Raw genomic sequence first — 26,913 nt, 5'->3', positions numbered from 1 at the left:
CAGGTCGATGGTCATACTGGGCCATAAAGAGGCTTCGTTCCTGACGGCGATACTGGGTTGCCTGTCGCTCGAAGTTCCGTACGTTCCGGTGGATAGCCACGACGGCGTCTACCGGATACGGCGCATCGTGGATATCGCCCAGGCGTCGCTGATCTACGACACCGCGGCCGACCGGTTCATTGGCGGCCCCGCAGGGACGCAGCCGCTGGCGGAAGCCGGCCTGGCCTGCATCCTGTTCAAACCCGACGCCAACGGCGAACCGCTGGGGGCACAGATCGGCCGGGAAAGCATCGCGCTCTTGGCGGATTGGCTGCGCCGCCATGGCGCATTGGGACCGGCACCGGTCTTCATGGGCCAGATGCCATTCACCTGCGGGTTTTCGCTTCTGGACGTCGCGGGCGTGCTTGCGCTGGGTGGAACCAGCGTGCTGCCTGGCGCCGGCACGCAAGAATCCGCATCCGTGCATCAGCTGGCCAGGCAGCGCGTCACGACCTTGAGCACCACAGCGTCGCACTTGAACGAGCAATTGGCGAATCCACATTTCGGCAGCCGGGCGCTGCCCGACCTGAACCTGCTGATCCTGTGCGATGAACCCTTTTCCCCGCCGCTGTCCGCCGACTTGCGCCAGCGCTTTCCGTCAGTACGCATCGTGAATATGTACGGTTGCATCGAAGTGACCTGCACGGCCATCTGGAGCGCTCTGGACGACGAAGCGAACCCGTTTCCCGGCTGCTACACCTTGGGAAAAGGCCCTGACTATACCGAGGTATTCATCCGCGATGGCGAGATTTGTGTCAGCGGCAACCACGTCATGCGAGGCTATATCAATGCCCCCGAGCTGAACCGTAGCCGCCTGTTCCATCACAAGGGAAAGCGTGCCTATCGCACCGGCGAGCCGGGCACCATCGACGAGCGCGGGCTGCTGCACCGGGGCAGCCCGGGCCAGGACCGGAGCGGGCAGCAAGGCTTGCATGCCACACCGGATTAAGCCGATGTGGCGTTGGCCTCGTTGCCTGCCGGCCGCGGCTGCGTGGCCGCTATCGCCTGCCGCGAGGACAGCCCCCCCGCGTCTACCGAGGCTGCCTGCGCCGCCGCGTCTGGCGCAAGCATCCAGCCGCCGCCGGGAATGTTTATCGCGCGGGCTCCGCCCTGGCTGGCGACGCCTGAAACGATGAAAAGGCGAGGTACCGGCGCTTCGACGGCGGTCATGATGCCCTCGGGGCTGTGGTGCACGATGCCGATGCGGCAATCGCGCAACTGGTTCAACTGCACTGGCGAGTCGCAGAATGCCAGCGAGCAGCGCAAGTCACTCAGCGGCCCGCACGGTTTGCGACGTTCCAGCCCGCCAAAGCGCGCCCGGTTGTAGCGGGCCCACGCGATCAGCACGGCGCCGTTGAATACCGCGGCGGCCACATAGACCAGCAGGGTATCGATGGTTGCCTGAGGCTTGGACCACCAAGGCCATGCCGGCTGGCTGGCCACGCCTTGCAATGCGGAAAAGATCCCGCTGCCGATCAGGTAGCAAAACCCCGCCCAGGCAAGCACGGTCAACGCGATGTCGGCAGATTGGGCGACAGACGAACGTTTGGTGCGAAGAATCATGATGTAGGTGCCTTGATGCCGCGATCGGGACTGACCCAGCGCGCGCGGCGACGGCGGATCATCAACATGACTTTAGGAAAACTGACCAGGGTAGTGAACAGGCTGATCATCCAGTAGACGAACGGATACCAGATGACCCAGAACAGGGCTCGAACCAGGCCCGGTTCGTAGCGCCTATCCACCATGACACTGACGCCGAACTGCAACAGGCAAACAATGGCCAGCACCATGCCGGTGAAGGCGGGCGGCACGAAGGTGGCGACCGGAATGCTGGCCGGCAACGGCACGACCAAGCCGATCAGCCCCACCAGCGCGAAAAGCGCGAAGGCGAATGCCCAGACCGTAGACAGGCAGAATTCGGCCATCATCACCCACATGCGGCGGTTTTCCCAGCGCCAGATACCGGTCAGATTCTTCAGGAACACCTCGGCACCGCCCTGCGCCCAGCGCAAGCGCTGCTTCCAGAGGCCCGCCAGCGTCTCGGGCATCAAGATCCAGCACAGCCCGCGCGGCTCGTAGAACACCGACCAATGGTCGCGCTGCAGCTTCCAGCTGATGTCGATGTCCTCGGTGATCATGTCCAGGCTCCAGTACCCCACCCGGTCCAGGGCCGAGCGGCGAAATGCCGCCACGACGCCGGAAACCGTGAACACCTGGCCATAGATGCGCTGGGTGCGCTTGATCAAGCCAATGATGGACGAAAATTCGCCGACCTGAATGCGGCCGACCAGGGTCGAACGGGTGCGTACCCGCGGATTGCCGGTCACCGCGCCGACCCGGGGATGGGAGATCAGCGGGGCGACCAGGTAGGCTGCCGCGTCGGGGTCGAGCAAGGCATCGCCGTCGACACACACCAGGTATTCGCTGTGTGCCGCCAGCGCGCCGACCCGCAGGGCCATCGCCTTGCCCTGGTTGGCTGCCAGGTGTATGACCCGCAGCCGGTCGTGCTCTTGCTCCATGGCCTCGAGCATGGCGGCCGTGTCGTCGCTGGATCCATCGTTGATGGCGATCACTTCGATACGTCGATAACGCTGTCCCAGCGCGGCCAGCAAGGTCTGTTTCCCGTGCTCGGCCTCGTTGAAGCACGGCACCAGAATGGTGATCAGGGGCTTTCCGGAAAGCGTCGGCGCCGGCGCATCGGGGCCCCAACGCCAATGGCGTTCCCAGTGCAACCAGAAGTAGGCGCCGCCCGTCATCCAGAGTATGGCCATGAAGAGGGGATAGAAAAACACAAACTCGAGCAGCACCTGGCCGGTCAGGATCAGTGCAAAGCCCAGAGGCAGGCCGGTAACCAGGCACAGGGTCAGGAAGGCAATCAGGCGTTCGCTCATCGCACGGGATACCAAGAGTCGGAGATGGCCGGCCGGATCTGTTCCAGCGCGGGATGGTCCTGCAGGAAATCGTCCGGGTAATAGCCGAAATTCCGGGCACCGCGCAACTGCAGGCGCTTCATCCAGTCGGCCAGCACGACGGTGTCTATGGCCTGCCCTTCGCCCTGCCCGGGTATGTCCCGCCACTCGCGCGCCTGCAGTTCGAACACCGTGCGGTCCAGCGCGCCGGGCCGGCGCGCCACCGTATCGACCATCTGATCCAGCCAGGCATGCTCTTGCCCGGGCGGCACATCTTCCATGAAAGGCATGGCCATGGGCGCGGTCCAGTCATAAGCTGACAGGAAATCGTCCAGGTTCTGCGCAAACCAGGCTTCGCTCTCGGGCGCCATGATAGGGCCGGCGAAAATGTTGCGCGCGGTCTTGATACTGGGCCCGCGAATCGCCTTTACCTGGCCGGCCAGCGTCAGTGTCCAATCCACCAGGAACTTGCTTTTGTACCGGGTCCAGCGCGCCATTGCGTCCGGATCCGCGCGGATCTCGCCGATACCGGCCGGCAGGCCGGCCAGCCGATAGGCCGCCAGCGCAGCGGGGCTGGCGTCTTCGAAATCGGTCAGCACGGCATCGTCATGAAACAGCACGCCATCGAAGATGGCATGGCGAGACAGGTCTTGGTAGATCTCGATAATGCGCTGGCGCGCCACCGGATCGAAGGGCGAAAGCCTTTGGTACTGCTCGGGGTCCTGTTCCACCGCGCCGCTCTCCGGATTCCAGCGCATGACGCGCGCGATCGACGGATCGAGATCGAAACTGAGCACCGGCAGCCACGCGTAGATCTGGACGTGGGCGCGATTGCGCAACTGCCACGCCACCCGGTTGAAGAGGTCGGCACGCATCGGCAGCCAACGGTTGGGAAAGTACAGTTCGCGCGCCAGACCGTCACCCTGCGGGTCGGCAAAAGCCTGCAGGAAGACCGTGTTGATCTGCATATCCAGGATGCGCTGTACCAGCTCGCCCAGGTTCCGGTCGGTTTGCTCGGGGTCCGGATCGTAGACGTAATCGATATCCACGTGGGCCACCCTCATGAAGGGACGCGCCTCGGTACCCACCACCGAGCTGGCGAACGAACTGGCGATGGGATCATTGGAAATCAGCAATCGGGGAGTGGACATGAGTGCCTGCACATGGGCGGGGCCGTCTGCCAGCGTCATGGCCATCTGGTACCCATGTTCGCCTGCGATGCCGAGCGCCGTGCCGCCCTCGGCCCCGTATGGCCAGATCCACACGCGGGGCGGCTTGCCGGTGGTTTGGCGGATCTTGTTCGAGATGGCGTCCACGTCCCGCGTGATCCGTGCCTGGTATGCGCTTTCGCCTTCGTAGGTACCGCTGGCGGGGTCATAGATCCGGATAGAGGCCCTGGGCTGGCTATTGCCTTGCGGGTTGGCCGGCGCGCCTGAATGCAGGTTGTCAGTATGCGCCCCTATTTCAACCAGTCCGGAACGAGACAGCTCGCGGACATCCTGCCAGTCCAGGAAGCGTTCGCGCTCGACCATCTCGCCACCGAAGTCCACGGGCTGGCCGGCGGGCGTATCCATCCACTTGCCAACGGGCGCCACGACGGCCGGCCAGTTGAATGCGCGCAAGATGGGCAGTACGCGGGTCAGGGAACTGCGATAACCGTCATCGAACGTCAGAAGGACAGCCTTCCCGGGCAGCCGGGCCTCGCCCCGGTGTGCCGCCAGGATCTGCTCGATCGACACTGCCTGGTAGCCGTTCTCACGCAGCCAGGTAAGCTGCTGCACCAGGTGATCGGTGCGTACGCTCAGAAACCGCTGGTCGGGATCACTGTCTTCCACTTCGTGATAGCCCAGCACGACGAACTGGTTGGCCGGCCAGGGCTGCGCGGCCCTGGCCTGGGGCCTGTCGGCCGGCGCTACGAACACCGGTTGATCCTGCGCGCAGGCGCCCAGCAGGCAGGCCACAAGACACAGAGCAAACAAGCGCGGAAAAGATAGGAGCATGGTCACGCTTCTAGAATCGAAGAGAAAGGTCGAAGACAATGCGCACTTCGCGTTCGCGCTCGCCGTCATACGGACGACTGGTCGCCGTGGCAGTGGCGCCCAGGGACAGCGCGTCACTGGCCTGCCAGCGCTGTCCATAGCTCACCATCAAGAGGCCGCCGCTGCCGTAGCCCCGTTGCGAATACAGCCCTGCACCGGCCGTTGCTGTCTGGGTCCAGGCGGACTCGTAGCGCCGGTACAGCAGATGCGTCAACTGCACGGTCGGCAGCACGGTCAGGTCCGCACGAGGATTGAAATAAATCGTGTCGCGGCTGGTGTTGCGCGATACCGAGACATCCATGCCCAGGTCAGTTGTCAGCGTAGGGGCCGTATAAAGCCGCTCGCGGCCCAGCAATCCAAGGGAAAAGCGGTTATTGCCATCGCTGAAACGCGCAGCCGAAGTCGCCAGCGCCCACTCGCGCCGTTCATCGGCGCGCCAGCGCAGGAATGCACCCAGGCTATTGGAGGACACGCCGCTGTTCAACGCGCGCAAAGGCGTGAAGCGCGATCTCCAATCGGCGCTCGCGCCGACCTGCCAAGAATCGTTCAGATCGACGGTGCCCGCCATGCGCAGGCCCGGCTTGGTGCCAAAGCCATAATTGTTGGCCGAGGCCTCGCCCTCGATCGTCACATCGCGTGCCCGCCATTCCACGCCGCTGCGTGCCCAGCGGTAATGTCCGGTTCCTTCCTGGAACTTGCCGCTGGCATAGCCCGCGCCGGCAAAGACGCGCCAATTCTCGGACACCGGCGGCGAATACAGCACGGCTTCGATACCGGTCTCGCCATCGCCCGCCACCGCACTATCGTTGGCGATCCCCCGGCTACCCGACACCTGCAGTTCGGCCTTGCCATGCAAGGCGACCGCGCGCGCCAACTGCCGCGCGGACAGATCTTCCGGATAGCGTTCCAGGACGTCCTGGCTAAGCAGCCCGGCCTGCCGCCATTCCTGGAGCGCCAGTGCGGTGTAGCCCTGCCCGACCTCGATCGCCATGTTGCGCGGCGACTGGGTCTCTGCCATTTTCAGCTCTTGTTCCGCCTCACGGGGCCGCTGACGAGCCAGCAGCACGCCGGCCCGCCCGGCCCGCAGTCCGGAGTTGTTGGGCGCCTGCCGGACCAGTTCATCGTAGCGGGCCTGCGCATCTATCGTGTCGCCCGCCAGCAGCCTGCCCTGGGCGCCGACCCGCATGGCTTCCACGTACAGGTCATTGGGCAAGCGCTGCGGCTGGCCCTTGCGGTACACCCAGGGTTCATGAGCCCCTTGCATCTCGTCAAGGACAGCCTGAGCCTCGTCGCTTCTTTCATCTTCAGCCAAGGCATAGAACAGGCCAGTGTGGTTGCTCAGCCTGTCGGACGGGTCATCGTCGGCGGCCTGCGGGCTGCCCACCGTCTCGATGAACAGCGACGCCGCGGCTTCGGGGCGGCGCATATAGAGATACGCATTGGCGACGTCGTTATTGACATAGCGAGGCACCTGGGCGTTGTCGGCACGCAATTGCTCATACTCTTGAATGACCTCGCTCATGCGGCCGCGCATGTGCAGCGCACTGAGCCTGTCGATCCGCGCACGTTGCACGTCTCCCTGGGCGTCGGGCCCCAGTTGGCTCCATGCCTCGATCTGGGCGTCCAATATTGCCAGGGCCCGGTCGGCCACCACGTACCGCTCGTGCTCGTTGCGCGCGGGCAGGCCCGCCATGCGCACCAGCTCGGCCGCCTCGTCACCTTCGAGCCGGCGCATCTGCGCGGGGGTGAACAGGTCCGGCGAGGCGCGGGCCACCCGCAGCGCCGCCTCGGCCATGTCGGCCCGCTGCAGGGCAAAGACGTAGGCCCGCTTGACATAAGCGCGGCCGGGCGCCAGCTGGTAAGCCTTGTCTACCTGCTCGAGCGCGGCGAAATGCTGCTGGTCGCGCGCATAGGCGTAACTGAGCGCCAGCCGGCGGTCGGCATTGCCCGGCGCGCGCTCGACCAGCTTGCGTCCCAGGCGTATGGCTTCGGCGATCTCGCCCGCGTCGGCCAGCACCATGGTCTCGCCGAGCACGAAGGTGTCATCTTCCGGATGGGGGCGTGCCCCCTTGCGGTATATCGCAAGCGCCTGATTCCACTGCTGCTCATCGCGATAGGCCCGGGCCACGGTAGCCAGCGCCTCGGCCGGCAAGGCCACCGAGACACCCAGCGATTCGTAGACTTCGATGACTTCCTCATTGCGTCCGGCCCGCCCGGCAATGACGATCAGGTCGATAATGGCGCGCACATCCTGCGAGTTCAGGCTTACACGCTGGCGCAACATGACCAGCGCCGGCCCATAGTTTCCCTGGCGAGCCTGGATGATCAGCGCGTCGTATTCCTTGTCAGCCCCCGCGCCATATACCGGCCCGGCTGACAGCGCGCATGCGAGCCCCCAGGCAAGCAGAACCAGGACTGGACTCGTGCATTGGTGGCGGATACCTGCCCATTGGGATGCCATACGTGTTTCTTTGCGCCGTCATCGGGAAAGTTGAGGGGTCCGAATGTGGCGCAAGTATGGTTAGGACCGAACGGCCCCACCTTTGCGTGATGGTCAAATCGCATTGATCGAACGGAAAACGTGCGGCCCGGGCGGCAGTCCTTCGGGGGAGGCCATACCGCGCTGCGGGAATACCCTGGGCTTCCCGCCGCGGGCGCTCGCCAGCCTATGGCCGGGCTTTACGGCATGGGAATGTTTTCGCGGAAAATCACTTGTAGCCGCGGCAGATAACTCTGCTCTGATTCGCCGCGCACCGCGGCGGCCAGCATGCGCACGGCCTCGCGCGCCTCGACGCGCGGATTCTGGTCGATGACGGCGTCCATGGTGCGGTCCAGCAGCAGGCGCTGGGTGGCCTCGGTCAGGTCGTGCCCGATGTATACCGTGCCGTGCTGGCGCCCGGCTTCCTGCAGGGCGCGCGCAATGCCCTGGTTGCCGGCACCGATGTTGTACAGGCCGGCGGGCGCATCGTTGCGCAATAGATCGCGCGTCAGCAGATACGCGCGTTCGCGGTCGTCGCCGATTTCCAGGTTGTGGGCGATGCGCAGGTGCGGGAACTCTTCGGCCAGTACCGAACGGAAGCCCATTTCGCGCTCTTCGTGTCCCCGGTAGGCCAGCGAACCGATGAACACCGCGATACGGTGATCGACGCCTTGCGGCAGGAAGCGCCCCAGCAGCAGGCCGGCAAGCCGGCCGGCCGCGCGGTTGTCGATACCCACATAGCCGACGCGCGCCGCGATGGGAATGTCCGACACCAGGGTCGCCACTTTTACGCCGCTGTCGCGCAGGGACATGATGGCGTCGCGTACCTGGGGATGATCCAGCCCCACCAACCCGACCGCATCCGTATGGCCCCGCAGTTCGTTCAAGCGCGCTTCGAGCTTGGCCGCGCTGAAGCCTTCCACCAGATGCAGGTTGGCCCGCACTTGCGGCCGCATCGCGGCCTCTTCGAGCAAGTGCCGCCCCAGCGCCGCCATGAAACTGTTGGTGCCGGCCGGCAGCACGAAATCCAGGCGCGCCATCCCGGGGGCGTCTTGCGGCGGGTCGCCGAAGTAGCCCAGGCGCGTGGCCACCGCCATGACGTGGTCTTGCGTCTTGCCGCGCACGCCCGAACGCGCGTTGAGCACGCGGTCGACCGTGGCCGTGGATACGCCGGCCGCCCGTGCAATGGATTGAATGGTTGTGCGCATGATGGATAGGTTGGCGTGATTGGGACCAGTCGATCAAAACAAATCATATTGCATCATTACATCTCAACCGACGTTTTCCCACGCATTTTGTCGATATTCGGGCCCCGGATCAAGCCCTGGATGCCTTTACCACGCGAAATTTTGATGTGAGAATTCGATGTAAATAGATCAATCAATGCCATCAAATAGATCATTTCGGGCCATGCACTTGTTGCTGGCCCGGAAACCAAGGAGACAACATGGCCCATTCCGCGTCGTCCGCCTCGTCCGCCCTGCTGCCCGACGCCCCCGTGCGCGAACGCGGCTTTCGCATCGGCTGCATCGGCGCGGGCATGATCATGGCCGAATGCCACCTGGCGGCGTACCGGCAGGCGGATTTCCCGGTGGTGGCCATCGCCTCGCGCACGCCGGCGCGCGCCCGCGAGGTGGCGCAACGCTATGGGATCGGCACGGTGCACGACACGCCGCAGGCGCTGATCGACGATCCCCAGGTACAGGTCGTGGACATCGCCTTCCCGCCCGACCAGCAACCCGCGCTGATCCGCGCCGCGCTGCGGGCACCGCATGTACGCGCCGTCCTGGCGCAAAAGCCGCTGGCCTTGTCGCTGGAAGAAGCCCGCCAGTTGCGCGACGAGGCGCGTGCCGCCGGCAAGCTGCTGTCAGTCAACCAGAACATGCGCTACGACCAGTCGATGCGTGTACTGTCGCAGTTGCTGGCGCGCGGCGACCTGGGCACGCCGGTGTTCGCGCAGATCGACATGCACGCCGTGCCGCACTGGCAAGATTTCCTGAAAGGCTACGACCGCCTGACGCTGTCGAACATGAGCGTGCATCACCTGGATGCGCTGCGCTTCCTGTTCGGCGAACCCGAAGAGATCACCGCCGTGACGCGGCCCGATCCGCGCACGGCGTTCGCGCACCGCGACGGCCTGGTCGCCACCACGCTGCGCTTTCCCTCGGGCCTGCTGGCCCTGTCGCTGGAAGACGTCTGGGCCGGCCCGCGCGGCGATGGCTTCCAGGACGACCCGCATATCCGCTGGCGCGTGGAAGGCACGGAAGGCGTGGCGCGCGGCACTATCGGCTGGCCCACCGGCGAACCCTCGACCCTGGCCTACGCATCGCGCCTGACCACCCAAGGCGCCTGGGTGCAGCCGGCGTGGGACACCATGTGGTTTCCGCATGCATTCATCGGCGTGATGGAACAACTGCAATACGCCCTGGCCAGCGGCACCGAGCCTGCACTGCGGGTGGCCGACAACGTACGGACGATGGCACTGGTAGAAGCCGCCTACCGCTCGATCGACGAGCGCCGCACGGTACGCCTGGACGAAATCCTGCAAGACGACTGACCACAACGACAACGGAGGAAGACAACCATGATTCAAGCCGGCATCTTCTCGGGCTATTTCCCTTATGGGCTGGAAGAAAGCGCAGCCCGCATCCGCGCCCACGGATTCAACACAGTGCAACTGGACTTGCATTTCAAGGACATGGACCTGGACAAGCTCAGCCGCGACAAATGCGCCCGCATCCGCGACGTCTTCCGTGACCACAACCTGCCTGTGTCCTGCATCTCGGGCTACACCAACATCGTGCACCCCGAGTCCGGCGAGCGCGAACGGCGCAACGGCGCGCTCAAGCAGATTCTTGCGCACGCGCAGTACCTGGGCTCGCCCTACGTAATTTCCGAAACCGGCACGTTCTGCCCCGACAGCGACTGGGTGCACCACCCGCGCAACAAGACCGAAGAAGGCTGGGACCAATGCCGCGCCGTCATCCAGGAGCTGGCGCGCTACGCGCACGATCATGGCGCGGTGTTCCTGCTGGAAACCTACGTGAACAACGTGGTGGGCTCGGTAGAAGAAACCCTGCGCATGTTCGCCGAGGTCGACCACCCCGGCCTGGGCCTGCTGATGGACCCCACCAACTATTTCGAATCGCACAACATCGACGACATGGACGCGACCCTGAACCGGGTGTTCGACGCGCTGTCGGACAAGATCTGCATTGCGCACGCCAAGGATGTGAAGCGCTCGGGCGATGACAAGTCGGAAAAGCACAGCAATATCGGCGACGACTCGGCCGCCGAAAGCCACACCTTCCGCGGCGTGGGCGAAATCGAACTGCCCGCCCCCGGCCTGGGCTCGCTGAACTACGACCTGTACCTGCGCCGCCTGGCGCAGAAGCATCCCAACATTCCCATCATCATCGAACACCTCTCGGAAGACGACGTGCCGCGCGCCAAGCAGTTCCTGGACGGCAGGCTGCGCGCCAACGGCGTCTGAACCACCGGCCCGCCCTCGCCCGGCAAGCCGCACAACGGAGCACACATGGCAGAACTTTATGCAACCCGGATGACCCGCAGGCAGGTCGAGGAACGAACCGGCCAGCTTGCGCAATTCGCCGGGGTCCGCCTGATGACCTTGGACGATGGCCTGGAACGCGGCATCCGGATGCTGGAGTTCCGCAGCGGCACTGGCCTGCGCTTTACCGTGCTGGTAGACCGGGCCATGGACATCGCCGACTGCGACTATCGCGGGTATGCCATCGGCTGGCATTCGCCTTCCGGCTTTCGCCACCCGGGCCTGCACGAGTACGAAGGCGAAGGCGGGCTGGGTTGGATGCGCTCGTTCTCGGGCCTGATGGTGACCTGCGGCCTGGACCACATTCTGTTCATGCACGACGCGCCCGCCGACAACTACGTGTATGGGCCCCGCAAGACCGTGCAGCATTCGATACACGGCCGGGCGGGAACCATCCCGGCCCGGTTGACCGGGTACGGCGAACGCTGGGACGGCGACCGCTGCATCCTGTGGGCCGAAGGCATCGTGTCGCAGGGCACGGTATTCGGCGAACACCTGGAATTGCACCGCCGCATCGAGATCGAGGTCGGCACCGACGACATCCTGCTGAGCGATCGCGTCGTCAACCGCGGCTTCTACCGCACGCCGCACATGCTGTGCTACCACATCAACGTGGGCCATCCGGTGCTGGACGAAGGCTCGCGCTACCTGGCCCCGGTACGCGACGTGGTGTGGGCCGCGCATGCGCAAACCTACCGCGACCAGGGCGTGGGCTATTGCCGCATGCCGGCACCGCGCAGCCAGTTCCACGAACAGGTCTGGCAGCACGAGCTGGCCGCCGACAGCGCGGGGGAAGTGCCGGTGGCGCTGGTCAACGACCGGCTGGGCATCGGCTTCGAAGTCACCACGCGCAAAGACCAATTCCCCTGCCAGTACCAATGGCAGAACCTGCAGGCGGGGCAATACGCCGTAGGCCTGGAGCCGTCGACCAATCATGTGCTGGGCCATGGCGCGGCGCGCGAACGCGGCGAGCTGATCTGGCTGGAGCACGGCGACGAGCGCCGCTATGACACGCGATTGCGCGTGCTGGGCGGCGCCCAGGCCGTGGCCGACAGCGAGGCGCGCATCCGCGCCATCGCAGCGCAGCCCCAGGAAGACTATCCGCAACCCTCGGGCCGTTTCTTGCCCATCGAAGGCCGGGCATGACGCGCGCGCCCTTCTCGATGGATGGGCGGCGCGTGCTGTGCACGGGCGCAGCCGGCGGACTTGGCGTGGGCATCGCCACTGCCTTGCTGCAAGCCGGGGCCCGCGTCGTCGCGCTGGATCTCGATGCCCGGCGCCTCGAGCGCCTGCGTGGCGCCATTGCGCCCGAACTGGCGCCACGCCTGGAAATCGTGGCGGCCGACCTGGCCGATGCGCATGCGCTGCAAGGGCAAACGGAACAGCTGCTGGCAGCCGGCACCATCGACGTGCTGGTCAACAACGCCGCCATCTATCCATCGCGCCCGTTCGAGGAATACAGCGATGCGGAACTGAAACGCGTGCACCGCGTGAATGTGGAAGCGGCGGTGCAGCTGACACGCGCCGTGCTGCCCGGCATGCGCGGCCAGCAATGGGGGCGCATCATCAACGTGACCTCGATCACCCTGTCAGGCGGCTGGGAAGACCTGCAGCCCTATGTGCAATCGAAGGGTTCCATGCTGGGCAATACCCGCGCCTTCGCGCGCGAGTTCGGCAAATGGGGCATCACCGTCAATGCGGTCGCGCCCGGCGCCTTTCCCACCGACGCCGAGAAAATCCACCCCGACCCCGAAGGCTATAGCCGCATGGTGCTGGAACGCCAGTCGGTGAAGCGGCGCGGCCATGCCGGCGACATCGGGTCGGCCATTCTGTTTCTGGCCTCGGACGAGGCCAGCTTCATTTCTGGGCAGAACCTGGCCGTGGATGGCGGCTGGATCATGCACTGACGATGTCATGCAATAACCAAGGAACACGCATGGGAATCCTTTCCGGGTACAAGGTACTCGACTGCTCTATCGCCATGGCCGGTCCGTTTGCGGCCCAGCGGCTGGGCGACCTGGGCGCCGACGTGATCAAGATCGAGCCCATCGCCGGCGAGTGGCAGCGCCACGCCCCGGCCGGCGGGCTGAAGGGCAACCGCATCAATGTCTCGTTCTTGTCCCTGAACCGCAACAAGCGCTCGCTGGCGGTGGACCTGAAAAGCCCGGGCGGCCAGGCCATCTTGCGCGAACTGGCCTCGCAGGCCGACATCTTCATCCAGAACTACCGGCCCGGCGTGGCGCAGCGCCTGGGGGTCGACTACGCCACCCTGTGTGCGCTGAACCCGCGCCTGATCTACGCCAGCATCTCGGGCTACGGCGAAGACGGCCCCTACGCCCAGCGGCCGGGCCAGGACCTGCTGCTGCAGGCCATGTCGGGCGCGATGCTGTCCACCGGCCGCGAAGGCGAGCCGCCGCGCGCGGCCGGCCAGTACCTGGTAGACGCGGTGACCGCGTACTGCGCCTTCGAAGGCGTGCTGGCCGCCCTGCTGCACCGCGAACGCACCGGCGAGGGCCAGAAGGTGGAAGTCAATATGCTGGACGCCATCACCACGCTGCAAATGCAAGAGCTATCCGTGTACACCGTGGGCGGCAAACCCCAGGTGCGCAGCGCCGAGCCGCATGCCCATGTCTATATCCGTTCGCCCTACGGCGTCTTCGCCACCACCGACGGCTACCTGGCGCTGGCCATGCCCGACATGCAGGTGCTGGCCCAGGTGGTGGAAGAACCGCGCCTCTTGGACTATGCCGGCGAGAACGACGGCTGGGACCACCGCGATGCCATCTTCGGGCTGGTGCGCGATGCGCTGGCGAAACTCTCGACCCAGGACGCTTTCGGGCGCCTGAACCAGGCCGGCATCTGGTGCAGCCCCGTCTATGGCTATGCCGACCTGGTGGCCGACCCGCAAATCGCCCACAACGGCACGTTCGTCGAATACGAGCACCCCACGGAAGGCCGGGTGAAGACGCCGGGATTCCCGATCCGCTTCTCGCGCACGCCGGCCCGGGTAGAACGGGGCGCGCCGCTGACCGGACAGCACACCGATGAAGTGCTGCAAGAATTCGGCTACAGCGCCGAGCAGATCGCGCGCTTCGAGGCCGAAGGCGCCGTATTGCGCGGAGAGCATTCTTGAAGCCACCCTATCGTGGCCTGACCTGGGATCACCCGCGCGGCTATGCCGCGCTGCGGGCCGCCGCCGAGCGCGATCCGCTGATCGAATGGAACATTCATCCGCTGGAGGGCTTCGAATCGTCGCCCATCGCCAGCCTGTGCGCCGAGTACGACCTGGTCGTGCTGGACCACCCGCACCTGGGCGAAGCGCTGGCGCATGACTGCCTGCGCCCGCTGGACGAAGTCTTCGAGCCCGCCGACCTGGCTCGCATCGCCGCCGACACGATCGGCCGCGAGTATGCAAGCTACACCATGGCCGGCCGGCAATGGGCACTGCCCCTGGATGCGGCTACCCAGGTGATGGCCGCGCGCGCCGACTTGCTGGACGCCGAGCCGCCGGCCGACTGGGACGCCGTACGCGCACTGTCGGCGCGCACCGGCAAGGTCGCGATGTCGCTGGCCGGCCCGCACGCATTCTTGTCGTTCCTGTCCATTGCCGCCGCCCTGGACCCCGCCATCGACCTGCGCGATGGCGGCCGCTGGCATGCCGAAGCCGTCGCCACCGAAGCCTGTGCGCTGCTGGCCGAACTGGCTCGCCGCAGCCCGGCCTCGGTGCGGGGCAAGAATCCCATCGGCCTGCTGGCCCACATGAGCACGCAGGATGACGTGGTGCTGTGCCCGCTGGTATATGGCTACGTCAACTATGCCTCGGCCGGGCTGGCCCGCCGGCTGTCGTTTCACGACGCGCCGGCGGGCGCGGCGGGCGTGCCGGGTTCGATCCTGGGCGGCACGGGCATTGCCCTGTCGCGGCGCTGCGCGGTGGACGACGCGCTGCGCGCGCATCTGCTGTGGTTGATGAGCGAGCCGGCGCAGACGGCGTTCATTCCCATCCACGATGGCCAGCCCAGCCATCGCCGCGCCTGGAACCAGCCGCCGCAACAGATGCCCAGCCCCGGTTTCTACCGCCAGACGGTACGCACGCTGCAAGCCGCCTCGATACGTCCGCGCCACGCCGGCTACATCGCGTTCCAGGACCAGGCCTCGGCCCTGTTGCGCGACCGGCTGGCCGCAAGCCCGCCCACCGACCTGGCCCGCGCGCTTGCCCGCCTGCATGCCGCCAGCCACACGCCCGGAGACTGATACGCATGACCTCGCACCTGAACCTGAGCCGCGACGGCCACGTCGCCCTGATCGAACTGAACCGCCCCGAGAAGCTCAACGCCATGACGCCCGAAATGGCCGACCTGCTGATGCAGGCCGTGGCCGAGTGCAACGCCGATGACGAGGTGCGGGCCGTGGTGCTGACCGGCGCCGGCGCCAAGTCATTCTGCGCCGGCTCGGACATCGCCGAGCTGGACACCTACGCTACCCCCTGGGAATTCCGCAATCGCCGCGAATATTGCGACTGCATCCGCGCGCTGCGCAAACCCAGCATCGCCGCCATCAACGGCTATGCCTTCGGCGGCGGACTGGAAATGGCGCTGGCCTGCGACATCCGCATCGCATCCGACAACGCCCGGCTGGGTGCCCCGGAAATCAAGCTGGGCTGGATAGGCGGTGGCGGCGTCACGGCGCACCTGGTACATGCCATCGGCCAGTCGAACACCGCCTGGATGATCCTGACCGGCGAACCCATCCGCGCCGACCAGGCGCTGGCCTGGGGCCTGGTCAGCGAAGTGGCGCCGGCGCAGGCCTTGCGCGGCCGGGCACTGGAACTGGCCGGTATCGTCGCCTCGCGCGCGCCCATCGCGGCTCAGACGGCGCGCGCCAATCTGCGTGCCGCCGTCAGCATGCCGCTGGAAAAAGCCGTGGAATACGAGCGCGACCTGCAGACTATTTGCTTCGCCACCGAAGACGCACGGGAAGGCCGCCAGGCCTTCAAGGAAAAACGCGCGCCGGTGTTCCGCGGGCGCTGACCGAAAGCACGGCCTGTGCGCTGGGCCGCCCCCCTGCGGCACCCTAGAACGCCGCCTGGTAGATCGCCAGCGCATCGGCCTCGGTGACCGGCCGCGGGTTATTCACCAGCAGTCGCTGCTGCAGCATGGCATCGGCTGCCAACCTGGGCAAGTCGGTTTCTTGTACGCCGACTTCGCGCAACGTCAGCGCAATACCGGTCTGGCGCACCAGGGCATCGATCTGCGCGATGAAATGATCCGCGGCCCGCGCAGGCTCGGCCGGGCAACCGCCACCCGGCAAAGTGGCGGCCAATTCCGCATACAAGGGCATCGCCGCCTGCAGGTTGAAGCGCAGCACATGCATCAGCACCAGCGCATTGGACAGGCCATGCGGCACATGGAAATGGCCGCCCAGCGGGTAGGCCAGCGCATGCACGGCCGCCACCGGTGAATTGGAAAACGCCTGGCCCGCCAGCGTGGCCCCCAGCAGCATCGCCTCGCGCGCGGAGCGGTCGGCGCCATCGCGGCAGGCTGCCAGCAGGTTGGCCGAAAGCAGCATCAAGGCCTGCCGGGCCAGCATGTCGGAAACGGGATTCTTCAGGCGGGCCGACGTGTAGGCCTCGATGGCATGCACCATCGCGTCGATGCCGGTGGCAGCCGTGGCCGCGGGCGGCAGGCCCAGTGTCAGTTCGGCATCCAGCACGGCCAGGTCGGCCATCAAGTAGGGCGACACCACGCCGCTCTTGGTGGTTTCACCGGTGGTGACAATAGAGATGGCCGTCACTTCGGAGCCCGTGCCCGCCGTGGTCGGCAGCAGCACCAGCGGCAGCCGGGGGCCCTGCACTTTGCCGATGCCATACATGTCGGCCAGTTCCTGCTTCGAGCCGCACAGCACGGCCAGCAACTTGGCCACATCCATCGATGACCCGCCGCCCAGCCCCAGCACCACTTCGGCACTGCAATCGCGCGCGCGCTGCGCCGCCTTCAGCACGACGTGGTCGGGGGGATCGGCCACGACGTCGTCGATGACGGTGACCTGCCAGCCATGCGCCTGCAAATCGGCCAGGGCCGGTGCAAGCAGGCCGCTGGCATGCAGGAATGCATCGGTCACCAGGCAGAGCCGGGTGGCCGAATAGCGCTCGCGCAGCAGGCTGCCCAGCCTGCGCGCGGCGCCGAAGCCCATGGTCAGGGTGGGCACCGTGGTGAACTGAAAGGATGTCATGGGGTCTCCTGTGTCTAGCCAGGCCCGCGGGCGACGGCGGCCTGGCTAGCGTACACCCAAGCGCGCGCCACCTGCCCCGACGGCGCGGTTGTATTGCGTCGATTCGCACTATGGAAGGAACAATCCGTTCCACGCCGGAAAGCGTGTTTTGGGTGTTCTCGGCCCGACACCGCAGTTAGAATCCTTCGCACAGTCTACCTACTGGTTGGAAGATATCTCTCATGACAAATGCCTATCTCGACGCGCTGAAACAGCGCCGCACGCAGTACTCGCTGGGCCGCAACCTGTCGGCCCCCAAGGAAGAACTGCTGTCCCTGATCCATGAAGCGGTCAAGCACAGCCCATCGTCGTTCAACTCGCAAAGCTCGCGCGCGCTGGTGCTGTTTGGCGCCGACAGTGAAAAGCTGTGGCGCATTGCCGTGGACGAAGTGCGCAAGGTCGCGCCGGCCGAGGGATTCGCCCAGACCGAAGCCAAGCTCGGCAGCTTCGCCGCCGGCGTGGGCACGGTACTGTTCTTCGAAGACCAGGATGTGGTGCGCAGCCTGCAGGAAAAGTTTGCCCTGTACGCCGACAACTTCCCGGTCTGGTCGGAACAGGCCGGCGGCATGGCTCAGATGTCGGTATGGGCCACCTTGGCCAATGCCGGCGTGGGCGCCAGCCTGCAGCATTACAACCCCCTGATCGACGCCGCCGTGGCAAGCGAATGGAATATTCCCGCGTCGTGGAAGCTGCGCGCGCAGATGCCGTTCGGGTCGAACGAAGCCGGCTTCGGCGAAAAGACCTTCATGGACGACGCCGAACGCTTCCGCGTGGCAGGCTAGGCAAGCCGGCCGCAGCCAGGGCCCGCGGGCGGGCCTGGCGCTTGCGCTGCCATATCAGCACGCCGGTCACCGACAGCATGGCGACAAGCAGGCCGCTCAGGCAAATCAGGATCTTGCCGGGCAAGCCCGCAATCTGGCCACTGTGCAGAGGGAATTGCAAGGCCATGAACCGATCGCCCCAACTGCCGGTGCCCGGAACGTCGGCCTTCAGCATGCCCCCGGTATGCGCGTCGTAGAACAGCAGCGGATTGCCCAGCCCCAGGCCACGGTTTTCGTAAGCAGGCCACAGCATGGCCAGGAAAGTGCCCTGCTCGCGAAAGTGGGTCACGCCCGATACCCGCGACGGCCACCCCTGCCCGCGTGCGTACCGGTTGGCACGCTGGCGCGCCGTCTCGAACGTCAGCACCGGTGCGGCGTCACGCGCCGCTGCCGGGGCGCGCGATTCCGGAAATGGCGACACGGCAGAAAATACCTCCACCACAGGCTGGAACACTTCTGTGCGCAAGTTCAGGTACACACTGCTCAGCGCCAAGACCAGCAACAGGCCCCAGGGCCACAGGCCACCCGCGCGATGCAGGTCGAAATTCAAGCGGTAGCTGCCTGCGTGGCGCTTGATCTGCCAGGCCGGTCGCCACTTGCGCAGGCGTGGCCGGCTGCGCGGCAAGGTCAGGTAGGCGCCGACAAAACAGTCCAGCAGCCAGACCAGCGCGATACCGCCCATCAGCCAGCGCCCCCATGCCCCGGGAATGAACAGGCTGCGATGCACTTCCAGCATGAACGGCACGAAATGCGCCGCCTCCAGGCAGCACGCGCCACGCTGGCGCTTGCCCAGGATGGCGCCGCCGACCGGATCGATGAATACCTGGTTATAGGACGCGTGCGCCGCGGCAACTGCGCGCGCGGGCCGGGGCGACACGAAGGCAAACGCGGCATGGCCCGCCCGCCCATCGTAGGTGATGTAATCGACCTGCACGGCGGGATCGGCTTGTTCGATCCGGCGAGCTAGCTGGTCCAGGTCCAGCGCCGTGCCGCGCGACTCGACCCGGAACCAGTGCGGGTTCAGCCAGGCATCGATCTCGGCGCCGAAGGCCAGGATGCTGCCTGTCAGCCCGGCAACCGCCAGGAACAGCGCGGTCAGCAGGCCCGCATAACGATGCACCCGCACCCAGGCCGCCCGCCACCCCGCTTGCGAAGCAATGGGCGCCCGCATCTGCGCCTTCTCAGAAATCAACGGTCGCCGATAACAGGAAGGTGCGCGGCGCGGCGTAGGTCACTGTCTGGTAGGCCGGCGCAGTGTCCCAATAGCGGCGGTTGGCCACATTTTCCACGACGGCGCGCAGCACCACCTGGCGACCGGCCACGCGCGTGGTGTAGCGGGCTCCCAGGTCGATACGGGTCCAGGATGGCAAGCGCATGGAATTGTCGGCAGAGAAAGCTTGCGACGACGCATAGATGACGCGCGCCGTCGCCGTCAGGCCCGGCACGTAGGGAATATCGACTTCGCCGCCCAGCCGGACGCTCCATTTTGGAACGCCGGCGGCCTCATTGCCATCGAACTGCCCGCCGGCGGTCTTGGTCAGGATGGCCTGAGTCCATGCAACGCTGCTCAGCAGGCGTATGCCCGGCGTGATTTCGCCGAAGGCCTGGAATTCCAGGCCGCGGTTGCGCTGCTGGCCCGCGATCACATATCGGTTCGATCCATCCAGGAAGCCGCTGGGCCGCTTGATCTGGAATGCGCTCAGCGTGGTGGACAGGGTGCCCCAGTCCACCTTGGCACCAACCTCGCCCTGCCGCGATACGAACGGCGCGAACACCTCGTTCGCGTTGACCGCGGTATTGGGCGCCGTGTCGCCTTGCGACAGCGCCTCCACGTAATTCGCATAGAGCGACAGGCCGTCGACGGGCTTGACCACCAACCCCAGCGCAGGCGTGTTCCTGCTTTTTTCGTAGCGCGATTCGAACGCGCCGGTGGCCCAGTGATAGGCGTTGACGCGTATGCGCTGATGGCGCAGCCCGGCGGTCAGCAGGACGCGATCGTCCAGCGCCGAGAGCGTGTCGGTAATGGCATAACTGCGCAGGCGGGTGGAAGACAGCGGCGTCAATGCCTGGTCGAAATCCAGTCCCGGGGGTTCGGGCAGCGATACCGGATCGTACAGGTTCGATGTGGCCGACCATGTGGTCTGCGGTTGATAGTTGCTGATGTCCGAGCGGAAATCGGTATAGGCCAACACGACCTGCTGCGTGATCGGCCCCGTGGGGATACGCAAGCGCGCGGTGGCTTCCAGGCTTTCGGTATCGTTGTCTTCTTCAAGCGCGCTGGGCGAGAAACTGATGTCGCCCTGGCCGTTGGTAATGATGCCGAAGGGCGAATTCATCTTGCGCGTCGATTCCGCTCCGCCGTATGCCGCGCCCAGGGTCACGTAATCGGAGACGTCGTAGTCGGCGCGCACCATGCCGAAGGTGTGCTGCTTTTCCTGGTACGACCACGACGGCCACACATTCGTGCTGCCAGCCGGTGCCGAAGGCAGATCCGGCGACGTGACGTAGAAGTTGCTCTTGGCGCCATCGATGCGCTGGCTGCTGACGCCTGCGTCGGCGCTGACCTTCAGCCTCTCGCCACGATAGTCCAGGCCGGCCGACAGCATGCCTACCCGCTGGCTCTCGTTATCGGTAGACGAGTCGCCATCGCGATACGCCGCGTTGATCCGGATGCCGAAGCGATTGTCGGCACCGAAGCGGCGGCCGATGTCCGCATGGCCCCCCACATTGCCGTCGCTCATGTAATTGGCCGTCAGGCGGGTCAACGGGGTATCGTCGGCGCGCTTGGGCACCAGGTTGATACCGCCGCCCGCCGTACCGCGCGGCGAGGCGCCGGTCAGCAGTGTGTTGGGGCCCTTCAGCAGTTCGACCCGCTCGATACCGTCCAGCACATTGCCTTCGGTGCTGGCAATGCCGTACAAGCCGTTGAAGCCGATTTCCTCGCGATTCAGCGGCAAGCCGCGTATGTAGAAATTGTCGAAGTGCCAGGGTCCGCCAAGCTGCACCGATGCATCGTTCGAGATCACATCGCCCAGATTGCGGGCCTGCTGGTTCTCGATGAGCTCGGACGTATACGCCGTTACGCTGAAAGGTACATCGGCGATGTCGACAATGCCCAGCATGCCCAGCCTGGCGCCGCGTGCCACCTGCCCGCCGGGATAGGCCGCCGACAGATCCGACGGACCAGCGGGCGATTCGCCGGTAACCGACACGGCCGGCAGTTCGGCGACCTCGCCGGTGCGGCGCAGCGTCACGGCATTGCCGTTGCGTTCATATTGGATGCCCGTACCCTGCAGCAATGTGCGCAAGGCCTGTTCCGGGGTCAACACGCCCGATATCGCGGGCGCATCGAGCCCGCGCACGATTTCCGGCAAGTAGTAAATCTGGATGTCGGCCTGCTGCCCCAGTTGCAGCAACGCCTGGTTCAGCGGCTGGGCCGGGATGCTCAGGTTCACGGCGGGCTTGCCCTGCGCCTGGACGGGCCAGGCCATGCCCACGACGCAGGCCGCCGATACTGCCGCGACCCACTTTCTTATGCTGCCTGGCGCAGCGTATCGCGGCTGCGCCAGCCTTCTTCTTGCATGCCCTTCTTTCACGATGTGTGCTCTTTTCTGATGCAGGCGCCGGCTTGGCCACGCCCTGGCGTTAGAAGAATCCGGGCCTGGCGCAACCCGTGCCATTCCCGTTCATCAGTCATGAGTCTTGGACGGCCCGAAACCCGTAAACCGGGTCGAGCATAATTAGAAACAAAATGTGTCAACACTGAGCCACGGGCCACGATAGGCGCGAGCCACCGCGTCATGGCCTGGCCGGCTGGCAACGAGAAATTCAGCGCGCGACGATCTCGCTGCCCCCGTCGGCGCCCGGAAGCACTCGCACCGGAGCAAGTGTGGGCAGCACGGCAAGGAAGGTATCGGTGTCATCCACGTCGAACACGCCAGCGATTCGCAATTGCCGCAAGGCGCCCTGCACATGGATCGGCCGGTTGCGGTAGCGGTTGATCTCGTCCACCACCTCGGCCAATGGGGCACCGTCGAACACCACTTTGCCCTGCCGCCAGGCCGTCCTGGCGGCCACGTTGACCGGTTCTACCCGCAGCGCAGTTGCATCGGCCGCCGCAATACTGATGCCCTGCCCCGGCGCCAGGGCTGCGGTGCGGCGGTTCCACCACGAACCGACGGACACTTCGACCGAACCCGACTCGACCACGATGTTCAGGTGGTCGGCACCGCGCCGCACATCGAAGCGCGTGCCCGTAACGCGCACTTGTCCCAGATCTGTCTTCACAATGAACGGTCGCCGCGCGTCGGAGGCCACGGCGAACATGATCTCGCCTTCCTTCAACACGACCACGCGTTCGGAATCATGGAAAACCACCGTGGCAACAGTGGCCGTATTCAGGATCAATCGGGATTCGTCGGGCAGCACCACCTGGCGGCGCTCGCCCCGGCCGGTGGCGTAGCGGTCCGAGAACGTCGGTTCAGGGCGGCTCCATTGCGGCCACAACACGGCACCCGCCACGGCCGCACTGCAGACAGCACCCAGCCCGGCCAGCATGTAGCGCCTGCCGGAGACATCCGGCGCGGCCCCGCGGCGGCGCTGGACAATGGAGCGCAGTTTGTGGTCGGGCACGGCTTGGGCCACGCCCCACACCTGGCGCATCTCTTGATAGGCGCGCTCGTGCGCGGCGCTGGCCTGCCGCCAGAGGTCGAATGCCCGCCGATCCGCGGCCGTCATCAACCCGCCATGTTCGCGGGCAAACCAGAAGGCCGCGGCATCGTGGGAATCGTCGGGAACGTCCGGGGCGTCGGGTCTATCCATGGTGGTCAACAAAATGTGGGGATGCTTGCACGGCTTTACGGCTTTCCGTCATGAATCAAGACTTCCGGAACGCGCCAACCCCGTAATGTTAGTCGTTGAATTTTTGTAACCGTGCATGCAGATGCCGCATGGTGCGCGCCAAGTATTTTTCCACGCTGCTGACCGACAAATCCATATGCGCTGCGATTTCCGGCACGGTCCACCCTTCCAGGCGATGCCAGGCAAATACCTGCTGGCAGCGCGGCGGCAGTTCTTGCAACGCATCGAGCAGCGCGTCGGACAATTGCGCAAGGCGCGCCCCGGCGTCGGGATCCGCCTGCGCAGGGTGGTCATCTTCGTTCAGCTCGTGCAAGGGCACCGCGCGTTCCCGGCTTTGCCGGCGATGCTGATTGAGCAGCCCATGGTAGACACTGCGATGCAGATAAGCACGCCGGTCATGAATGACCGACGCATCGCCCTCCAGCATGTTGGCGATCACATCGTGCGTGGCATCTTCGGCGTCATGAATGCTGTTGGCCTTGCGCGCCCAGGTGCCGATCAGCTCGCGGTAATAGGCGAGCCAACCGTGGTCGGAGGGGCGGCGGCGAGACATGGGCGCGGCGGATGAGCTGATGGCGTGAATTGCAATTATTGCAAATCATTATCATTCCAACAAATGAAAGCTTGCGCTACCCTGCCCCAGGCAGCTGCCTTGTCCTTGCGAAGCGATCGGATATTCCCGGCAGCCCCGGGGGCTATCCCTGTCCGCTGTCCTTCAAATACACCGCGAATTCCCGCAACTGCGCTTCGCTTTTCTCGATGTCCTGCAAGCTGGCCCGCCCGCCGCTGGCCACCAGCAACGCGACCAGCGTCTGTGCAACCGACAGCGCGGGCACCACCGACGGAAACAGCGACGGGGTCGTATTGGCCACCACGATCAGCGCGGCGGCCTGGGCCGCGATCGGCGACACGGCGCTGTCGGTGACGCTGACGATGCGCAAGCCGCGTCGGCGCGCGAACCGTACTGCCGACACGGCATCGCGCGCATAGGGTTCGTAGCTGAACACCAGCAGCGCGTCGTCGGGCCCGGCGCGGCGCAGGTCGTCGGCAAAGGTGCCGGCAATGCCCGACAACAGCGTGGTGTTGTGCTTGAACATGCCGCAGGCATAGTTGAAATAGAACGCGGCCGGGAACAGGCTGCGCAGGCCCGCTGCATAAATGTGCCGCGCGCCCGCCAGCACATCGCTTGCCGCGCGGATAGCGTCCAGCGCGGCCGGTTCCAGCATCGATTCCAGATTGCCGCTGTCGGCGTGCACCAGCTCGCGCACCAGGCTTTCGGTCTTGTCGCGCGTGCCGCGCCGCTGCAGCGCCGTGGCGCGCTGCGCGAACGAGCCAGCGCCCTGGGCCAGCCAGTCACGGTACACCGTGCGCATGGCCTCGTAGCCGTCGAACCCCAGGTGCCGCGCCAGCCGGTGCATGGCGCTGGATTGCAGGCCGGCCTCGGCGGCCACGGCGCGCATCGAATGCAGCGCGATCGCCTTGGGGTTGTCGATGGCGTAGCGCGCGGCGCGCTGCAAGGTGGGCGGCAGGCCGGAATACTGCTCTTCGATGAGTTTATCGACCGCGCGCTTGTCCATCATGTTCCTGTGTTGCTGCCGGGGGACGCCTATTTTACGGTTGCCGCAGCGGCGATCGCGGCGTCGACCGATATGCCCAGCAGTTCAACGGCGGCGTCCAGTTCGGCCCGGCTGGTCACGTAGGGTGGCGCCAGCAGCACGTGGTCGCCGCACTCGCCGTCTATCGTGCCGCCGCCGGGGTAGCACAACAGGCCGCGCGCCAGGGCCTCTTGCTTGACGCGAGCGTGCAGTTGCATGGCGGGATCGAACGGCGTGTCGGGTTCGCGCCGCGCGACCAGTTCAATGGCCTGGAAAAGGCCACGCCCGCGGATATCGCCCACGTGGGGATGATCGGCAAAACGTTCGCGCAACTTGGCCTGCAGGTGGTCGCCCAATTGGGCCGACTGCTGCACCAGCCCATCGCGCGCCACGATGCGCTGCACGGCCAGCGCGGCCGCGCAGGCCACCGGATGGCCCACATAGGTATGGCCATGCTGGAAGGCGCCGGAACCGCCGACTATCGTGTCGACGATCTTGTCGTGCGCCATCACGGCCGCAATCGGCTGGTAGCCGCCACCCAGCCCCTTGGCCAGGCACAGCAGGTCGGGCACCACCTCTTCGCGCTCGAACGCGTGGTAGACGCCGGTACGCCCCAGCCCCGACATGACCTCGTCCAGGATCAGCAGCACGCCATAGCGGTCGCACACGGCACGGATCTTGCGAAAATAGCCAGGCACCGCGCAGACCGCGCCGGCCGTGGCCCCCACCACCGTTTCTGCAATGAAGGCGCTGACGGTGTCCGGCCCCAGCGCCAGGATCATCTGTTCCAGTTCTTCGGCCAGGCGCGTGGCATAGGCGTCGTCCGATTCGCCATCCTGGCGGTAGTGGCGCGCAAAACAGGGCGCGACATGATGGCTATCGGGCAGCAAAGGCTGGTACAGCGCGCGCCGCCCGCGATGGCCGCCGATAGCCAGCGCCCCCAGCGTATTGCCGTGATAGCTCTGCATGCGGGCGATGTTGTGGCGCCGGCCCGGCTGGCCGCGCTCGACGTGGTATTGGCGCGCCATCTTCAGCGCGGTTTCAACGGCCTCGGAACCGCTGGACAAGAAATAGACATGGCCCAGGCCGGCGGGCGAACGCTGCGCCAGCGCGTCGGCCAGCTGTTCGGCGGGCTCAGACGTAAAGAAGCTGGTGTGCGCGTATTCCAGTTGGCGAACCTGGGCAATGATCGCCTCGATCACCTCAGGATGGCCATGCCCCAGGCAGGACACCGCCGCCCCGCCCGAACCGTCGTAATAGCGCCGGCCAGCCGGGTCGACCAGGAAGCTGCCCTCGCCTCGCAGGGCAATGGCCGGGGGCTTGCGGGGCGTGCGATGAAAGATATGCGTCATGTTCTATGGCAGGCGGGCCGGTTGACTCGAATGCCCGAAAAGTGGATCATATGATTCATACTATCAGAAAATAGATCATCTGTTCACCTTTCGGCTGTACAAGGCCGAAGCGCCGCGGCCGGCGGGTGCACGGATCCGCTACAGGAGCATGGCCATGAGAATCGCATGCGTGCAGATGCGCAGTACCGAGAACCTGCAAGACAACCTGGCCAAGGCGGCCGGCTACGTCGAGCAGGCGTCCGGCCAGGGAGCCGGGCTGGTGGTGCTGCCGGAATTCTTCAATACGATCTTCTTTGCCCAATACCAGGACTCCAGGTACCACGCCCTGGCCGAGCCGGATGACGGCCCCAGCATCACCGCCATGCGCGAAGCCGCGCAACGGCATCGCATCGCGGTGGTGGCCACGCTTTATGAAAAGGTCGAGGCCGGCCTGTACTTCGACACCGCCATGCATATCGACCCAGCCGGCGAGATCATCTTCAAATACCGCAAGGTGCACCCGGCTGCGGTACTTAGCCTGGAGAAAATCTATTTCCGCTACGGCACGCGCTTCGACACCTATGCCCTGGATGACTGGCGGGTGGGCATCGGTATCTGCTATGACATGGGTTTCCCCGAAACGGCCCGCTGCCTGTCGGCCAATGGCGCCGAACTGCTGATTGCGCCGTACGCCACGTCGCGCAAGCACATGTTCCAGGAAGTGCTGCGCACGCGCGCCTTCGAAAACGGTTGTTTCCTGGCGGCCGCCAACAAGGTGGGGCAGGAAGGCCACTGGCAGATGGGCGGCGGCAGCCTGATCGCCGCCCCCGACGGCGCGGTGCTGCAAAGCGCCGATACCGCCAGCGATGCCTTGCTGGTGGCCGACATCGACCACGCGCAGGTCGAGCAGGCCCGCATCGCGTATCCGTCGCGGCGCGACCGGCGGCCGGATCTTTACGGCGCGCTGGTACGAGAGGCCGACGCGGGGCTGTAGCCGTA

22 protein-coding genes are annotated in these 26,913 nt (G+C 65.7%); 10 read left to right on the top strand and 12 right to left on the bottom strand.

The annotated features are described in order from the left end of the window. Nucleotides 1–7: 7 nt before the first annotated feature. On the top strand, nt 8–988 hold the full coding sequence (locus KW845_RS25780; RefSeq protein WP_218372256.1) for an AMP-binding protein: 981 nt from the start codon (nt 8–10) through the stop codon (nt 986–988). Here the strand turns inward: KW845_RS25780 and pgaD are convergent. The 5 genes from pgaD to KW845_RS25755 all read right to left on the bottom strand — a co-directional run bounded on the left by pgaD (nt 985) and on the right by KW845_RS25755 (nt 8,677). After that, nucleotides 985–1,602: a poly-beta-1,6-N-acetyl-D-glucosamine biosynthesis protein PgaD gene (gene pgaD, locus KW845_RS25775; protein WP_218372255.1), complete on the bottom strand. Its 618-nt coding sequence runs from the start codon at nt 1,600–1,602 to the stop codon at nt 985–987. The two genes, KW845_RS25780 and pgaD, sit on opposite strands and share 4 nt — an antisense overlap. Next, the gene (gene pgaC / locus KW845_RS25770) at nt 1,599–2,933 is read right to left on the bottom strand and encodes a poly-beta-1,6-N-acetyl-D-glucosamine synthase (protein ID WP_218372254.1); all 1,335 of its coding nucleotides are present in this window, start codon (nt 2,931–2,933) and stop codon (nt 1,599–1,601) included. The genes pgaD and pgaC overlap by 4 nt, the downstream gene beginning before the upstream one ends. After that, nucleotides 2,930–4,951, bottom strand: a complete 2,022-nt coding sequence (gene pgaB / locus KW845_RS25765) for a poly-beta-1,6-N-acetyl-D-glucosamine N-deacetylase PgaB (RefSeq protein ID WP_218372253.1) — start codon at nt 4,949–4,951, stop codon at nt 2,930–2,932. The genes pgaC and pgaB overlap by 4 nt, the downstream gene beginning before the upstream one ends. Before the next feature lie 10 nt (nt 4,952–4,961). Continuing rightward, complete coding sequence (gene pgaA / locus KW845_RS25760) at nt 4,962–7,451, bottom strand: poly-beta-1,6 N-acetyl-D-glucosamine export porin PgaA (RefSeq protein ID WP_218372252.1); 2,490 nt, start codon at nt 7,449–7,451, stop codon at nt 4,962–4,964. Between the two features lie 218 nt (nt 7,452–7,669). Beyond that, the gene (locus KW845_RS25755) at nt 7,670–8,677 is read right to left on the bottom strand and encodes a LacI family DNA-binding transcriptional regulator (protein ID WP_218372251.1); all 1,008 of its coding nucleotides are present in this window, start codon (nt 8,675–8,677) and stop codon (nt 7,670–7,672) included. Nucleotides 8,678–8,916: 239 nt separating this feature from the next. On the opposite strand from KW845_RS25755, the gene KW845_RS25750 reads away from it, so the two are divergent. The 7 genes from KW845_RS25750 to KW845_RS25720 are packed head-to-tail and all read left to right on the top strand — an operon-like array spanning nt 8,917 to nt 16,067. Next, nucleotides 8,917–10,026: a Gfo/Idh/MocA family protein gene (locus KW845_RS25750; protein WP_218372250.1), complete on the top strand. Its 1,110-nt coding sequence runs from the start codon at nt 8,917–8,919 to the stop codon at nt 10,024–10,026. Between the two features lie 27 nt (nt 10,027–10,053). Continuing rightward, entirely contained in the window at nt 10,054–10,962 is a 909-nt protein-coding gene (locus KW845_RS25745; protein WP_218372249.1) for a sugar phosphate isomerase/epimerase, read from the top strand. A 45-nt stretch (nt 10,963–11,007) separates the two neighbouring features. After that, the gene (locus tag KW845_RS25740; protein WP_218372248.1) at nt 11,008–12,186 is read left to right on the top strand and encodes an aldose 1-epimerase family protein; all 1,179 of its coding nucleotides are present in this window, start codon (nt 11,008–11,010) and stop codon (nt 12,184–12,186) included. Beyond that, nucleotides 12,183–12,947 (top strand): SDR family NAD(P)-dependent oxidoreductase, encoded by a 765-nt coding sequence (locus KW845_RS25735; RefSeq protein ID WP_218372247.1) that lies wholly within the window; start codon nt 12,183–12,185, stop codon nt 12,945–12,947. The genes KW845_RS25740 and KW845_RS25735 overlap by 4 nt, the downstream gene beginning before the upstream one ends. A 29-nt stretch (nt 12,948–12,976) precedes the next feature. Beyond that, on the top strand, nt 12,977–14,173 hold the full coding sequence (locus KW845_RS25730; protein WP_218372246.1) for a CaiB/BaiF CoA-transferase family protein: 1,197 nt from the start codon (nt 12,977–12,979) through the stop codon (nt 14,171–14,173). Beyond that, a complete protein-coding gene (locus tag KW845_RS25725; protein ID WP_218372245.1) occupies nt 14,170–15,291 on the top strand; it encodes an extracellular solute-binding protein in 1,122 nt (373 codons plus the stop codon). Before KW845_RS25730 ends, KW845_RS25725 begins: the two co-directional genes overlap by 4 nt. Before the next feature lie 5 nt (nt 15,292–15,296). Beyond that, the gene (locus tag KW845_RS25720) at nt 15,297–16,067 is read left to right on the top strand and encodes an enoyl-CoA hydratase/isomerase family protein (RefSeq protein WP_218372244.1); all 771 of its coding nucleotides are present in this window, start codon (nt 15,297–15,299) and stop codon (nt 16,065–16,067) included. A gap of 43 nt (nt 16,068–16,110) precedes the next feature. On the opposite strand, the gene KW845_RS25715 is transcribed toward KW845_RS25720, so the two are convergent. Further along, complete coding sequence (locus KW845_RS25715) at nt 16,111–17,268, bottom strand: iron-containing alcohol dehydrogenase (RefSeq protein ID WP_218372243.1); 1,158 nt, start codon at nt 17,266–17,268, stop codon at nt 16,111–16,113. Between the two features lie 221 nt (nt 17,269–17,489). Here KW845_RS25715 and KW845_RS25710 point away from each other — a divergent pair, with 221 nt between their 5' ends. Continuing rightward, nucleotides 17,490–18,089 (top strand): nitroreductase family protein, encoded by a 600-nt coding sequence (locus KW845_RS25710; protein ID WP_218372242.1) that lies wholly within the window; start codon nt 17,490–17,492, stop codon nt 18,087–18,089. Here KW845_RS25710 and KW845_RS25705 read toward each other — a convergent pair. The 6 genes from KW845_RS25705 to KW845_RS25680 all read right to left on the bottom strand — a co-directional run bounded on the left by KW845_RS25705 (nt 18,052) and on the right by KW845_RS25680 (nt 25,935). After that, entirely contained in the window at nt 18,052–19,320 is a 1,269-nt protein-coding gene (locus KW845_RS25705; protein ID WP_218372241.1) for a PepSY domain-containing protein, read from the bottom strand. The genes KW845_RS25710 and KW845_RS25705 overlap by 38 nt on opposite strands. Continuing rightward, entirely contained in the window at nt 19,310–21,619 is a 2,310-nt protein-coding gene (locus KW845_RS25700; protein WP_218372240.1) for a TonB-dependent receptor, read from the bottom strand. Before KW845_RS25700 ends, KW845_RS25705 begins: the two co-directional genes overlap by 11 nt. Nucleotides 21,620–21,956: 337 nt before the next feature. Then, nucleotides 21,957–22,949 (bottom strand): FecR family protein, encoded by a 993-nt coding sequence (locus KW845_RS25695; RefSeq protein WP_218372239.1) that lies wholly within the window; start codon nt 22,947–22,949, stop codon nt 21,957–21,959. An 88-nt stretch (nt 22,950–23,037) separates the two neighbouring features. After that, entirely contained in the window at nt 23,038–23,541 is a 504-nt protein-coding gene (locus KW845_RS25690) for an RNA polymerase sigma factor (protein WP_218372238.1), read from the bottom strand. A 142-nt stretch (nt 23,542–23,683) separates the two neighbouring features. Then, entirely contained in the window at nt 23,684–24,568 is an 885-nt protein-coding gene (locus tag KW845_RS25685; RefSeq protein WP_255592959.1) for a MurR/RpiR family transcriptional regulator, read from the bottom strand. A 26-nt stretch (nt 24,569–24,594) separates the two neighbouring features. Then, nucleotides 24,595–25,935 (bottom strand): aspartate aminotransferase family protein, encoded by a 1,341-nt coding sequence (locus KW845_RS25680; protein ID WP_218372237.1) that lies wholly within the window; start codon nt 25,933–25,935, stop codon nt 24,595–24,597. Nucleotides 25,936–26,089: 154 nt separating this feature from the next. On the opposite strand from KW845_RS25680, the gene KW845_RS25675 reads away from it, so the two are divergent. Next, on the top strand, nt 26,090–26,908 hold the full coding sequence (locus KW845_RS25675) for a carbon-nitrogen hydrolase family protein (protein WP_218372236.1): 819 nt from the start codon (nt 26,090–26,092) through the stop codon (nt 26,906–26,908). Nucleotides 26,909–26,913 lie beyond the last annotated feature (5 nt).

The sequence above is a fragment of the Bordetella sp. BOR01 genome (assembly GCF_019218885.1).
Classification (GTDB): domain Bacteria; phylum Pseudomonadota; class Gammaproteobacteria; order Burkholderiales; family Burkholderiaceae_B; genus Bordetella_A.
The sequence above is the reverse complement of the archived record's forward strand: the minus strand, read 5'-3'. Positions and strand labels throughout refer to the sequence as shown.

Excerpts from the sequence above, each read along its gene's own strand:
- KW845_RS25745 (WP_218372249.1), top strand. The coding sequence starts at position 10,054 with ATGATTCAAGCCGGCATCTTCTCGGGCTATTTCCCTTATGGGCTGGAA.
- KW845_RS25735 (WP_218372247.1), top strand. The coding sequence starts at position 12,183 with ATGACGCGCGCGCCCTTCTCGATGGATGGGCGGCGCGTGCTGTGCACG.
- pgaA (WP_218372252.1), bottom strand. The coding sequence starts at position 7,451 with ATGGCATCCCAATGGGCAGGTATCCGCCACCAATGCACGAGTCCAGTC.
- KW845_RS25680 (WP_218372237.1), bottom strand. The coding sequence starts at position 25,935 with ATGACGCATATCTTTCATCGCACGCCCCGCAAGCCCCCGGCCATTGCC.
- KW845_RS25730 (WP_218372246.1), top strand. The coding sequence starts at position 12,977 with ATGGGAATCCTTTCCGGGTACAAGGTACTCGACTGCTCTATCGCCATG.
- KW845_RS25740 (WP_218372248.1), top strand. The coding sequence starts at position 11,008 with ATGGCAGAACTTTATGCAACCCGGATGACCCGCAGGCAGGTCGAGGAA.
- KW845_RS25685 (WP_255592959.1), bottom strand. The coding sequence starts at position 24,568 with ATGATGGACAAGCGCGCGGTCGATAAACTCATCGAAGAGCAGTATTCC.
- KW845_RS25780 (WP_218372256.1), top strand. The coding sequence starts at position 8 with ATGGTCATACTGGGCCATAAAGAGGCTTCGTTCCTGACGGCGATACTG.
- KW845_RS25750 (WP_218372250.1), top strand. The coding sequence starts at position 8,917 with ATGGCCCATTCCGCGTCGTCCGCCTCGTCCGCCCTGCTGCCCGACGCC.
- KW845_RS25690 (WP_218372238.1), bottom strand. The coding sequence starts at position 23,541 with ATGTCTCGCCGCCGCCCCTCCGACCACGGTTGGCTCGCCTATTACCGC.
- KW845_RS25700 (WP_218372240.1), bottom strand. The coding sequence starts at position 21,619 with ATGGCCTGGCCCGTCCAGGCGCAGGGCAAGCCCGCCGTGAACCTGAGC.
- KW845_RS25755 (WP_218372251.1), bottom strand. The coding sequence starts at position 8,677 with ATGCGCACAACCATTCAATCCATTGCACGGGCGGCCGGCGTATCCACG.
- KW845_RS25720 (WP_218372244.1), top strand. The coding sequence starts at position 15,297 with ATGACCTCGCACCTGAACCTGAGCCGCGACGGCCACGTCGCCCTGATC.
- KW845_RS25715 (WP_218372243.1), bottom strand. The coding sequence starts at position 17,268 with ATGACATCCTTTCAGTTCACCACGGTGCCCACCCTGACCATGGGCTTC.
- KW845_RS25675 (WP_218372236.1), top strand. The coding sequence starts at position 26,090 with ATGAGAATCGCATGCGTGCAGATGCGCAGTACCGAGAACCTGCAAGAC.
- pgaD (WP_218372255.1), bottom strand. The coding sequence starts at position 1,602 with ATGATTCTTCGCACCAAACGTTCGTCTGTCGCCCAATCTGCCGACATC.
- KW845_RS25695 (WP_218372239.1), bottom strand. The coding sequence starts at position 22,949 with ATGGATAGACCCGACGCCCCGGACGTTCCCGACGATTCCCACGATGCC.
- pgaB (WP_218372253.1), bottom strand. The coding sequence starts at position 4,951 with ATGCTCCTATCTTTTCCGCGCTTGTTTGCTCTGTGTCTTGTGGCCTGC.
- pgaC (WP_218372254.1), bottom strand. The coding sequence starts at position 2,933 with ATGAGCGAACGCCTGATTGCCTTCCTGACCCTGTGCCTGGTTACCGGC.
- KW845_RS25710 (WP_218372242.1), top strand. The coding sequence starts at position 17,490 with ATGACAAATGCCTATCTCGACGCGCTGAAACAGCGCCGCACGCAGTAC.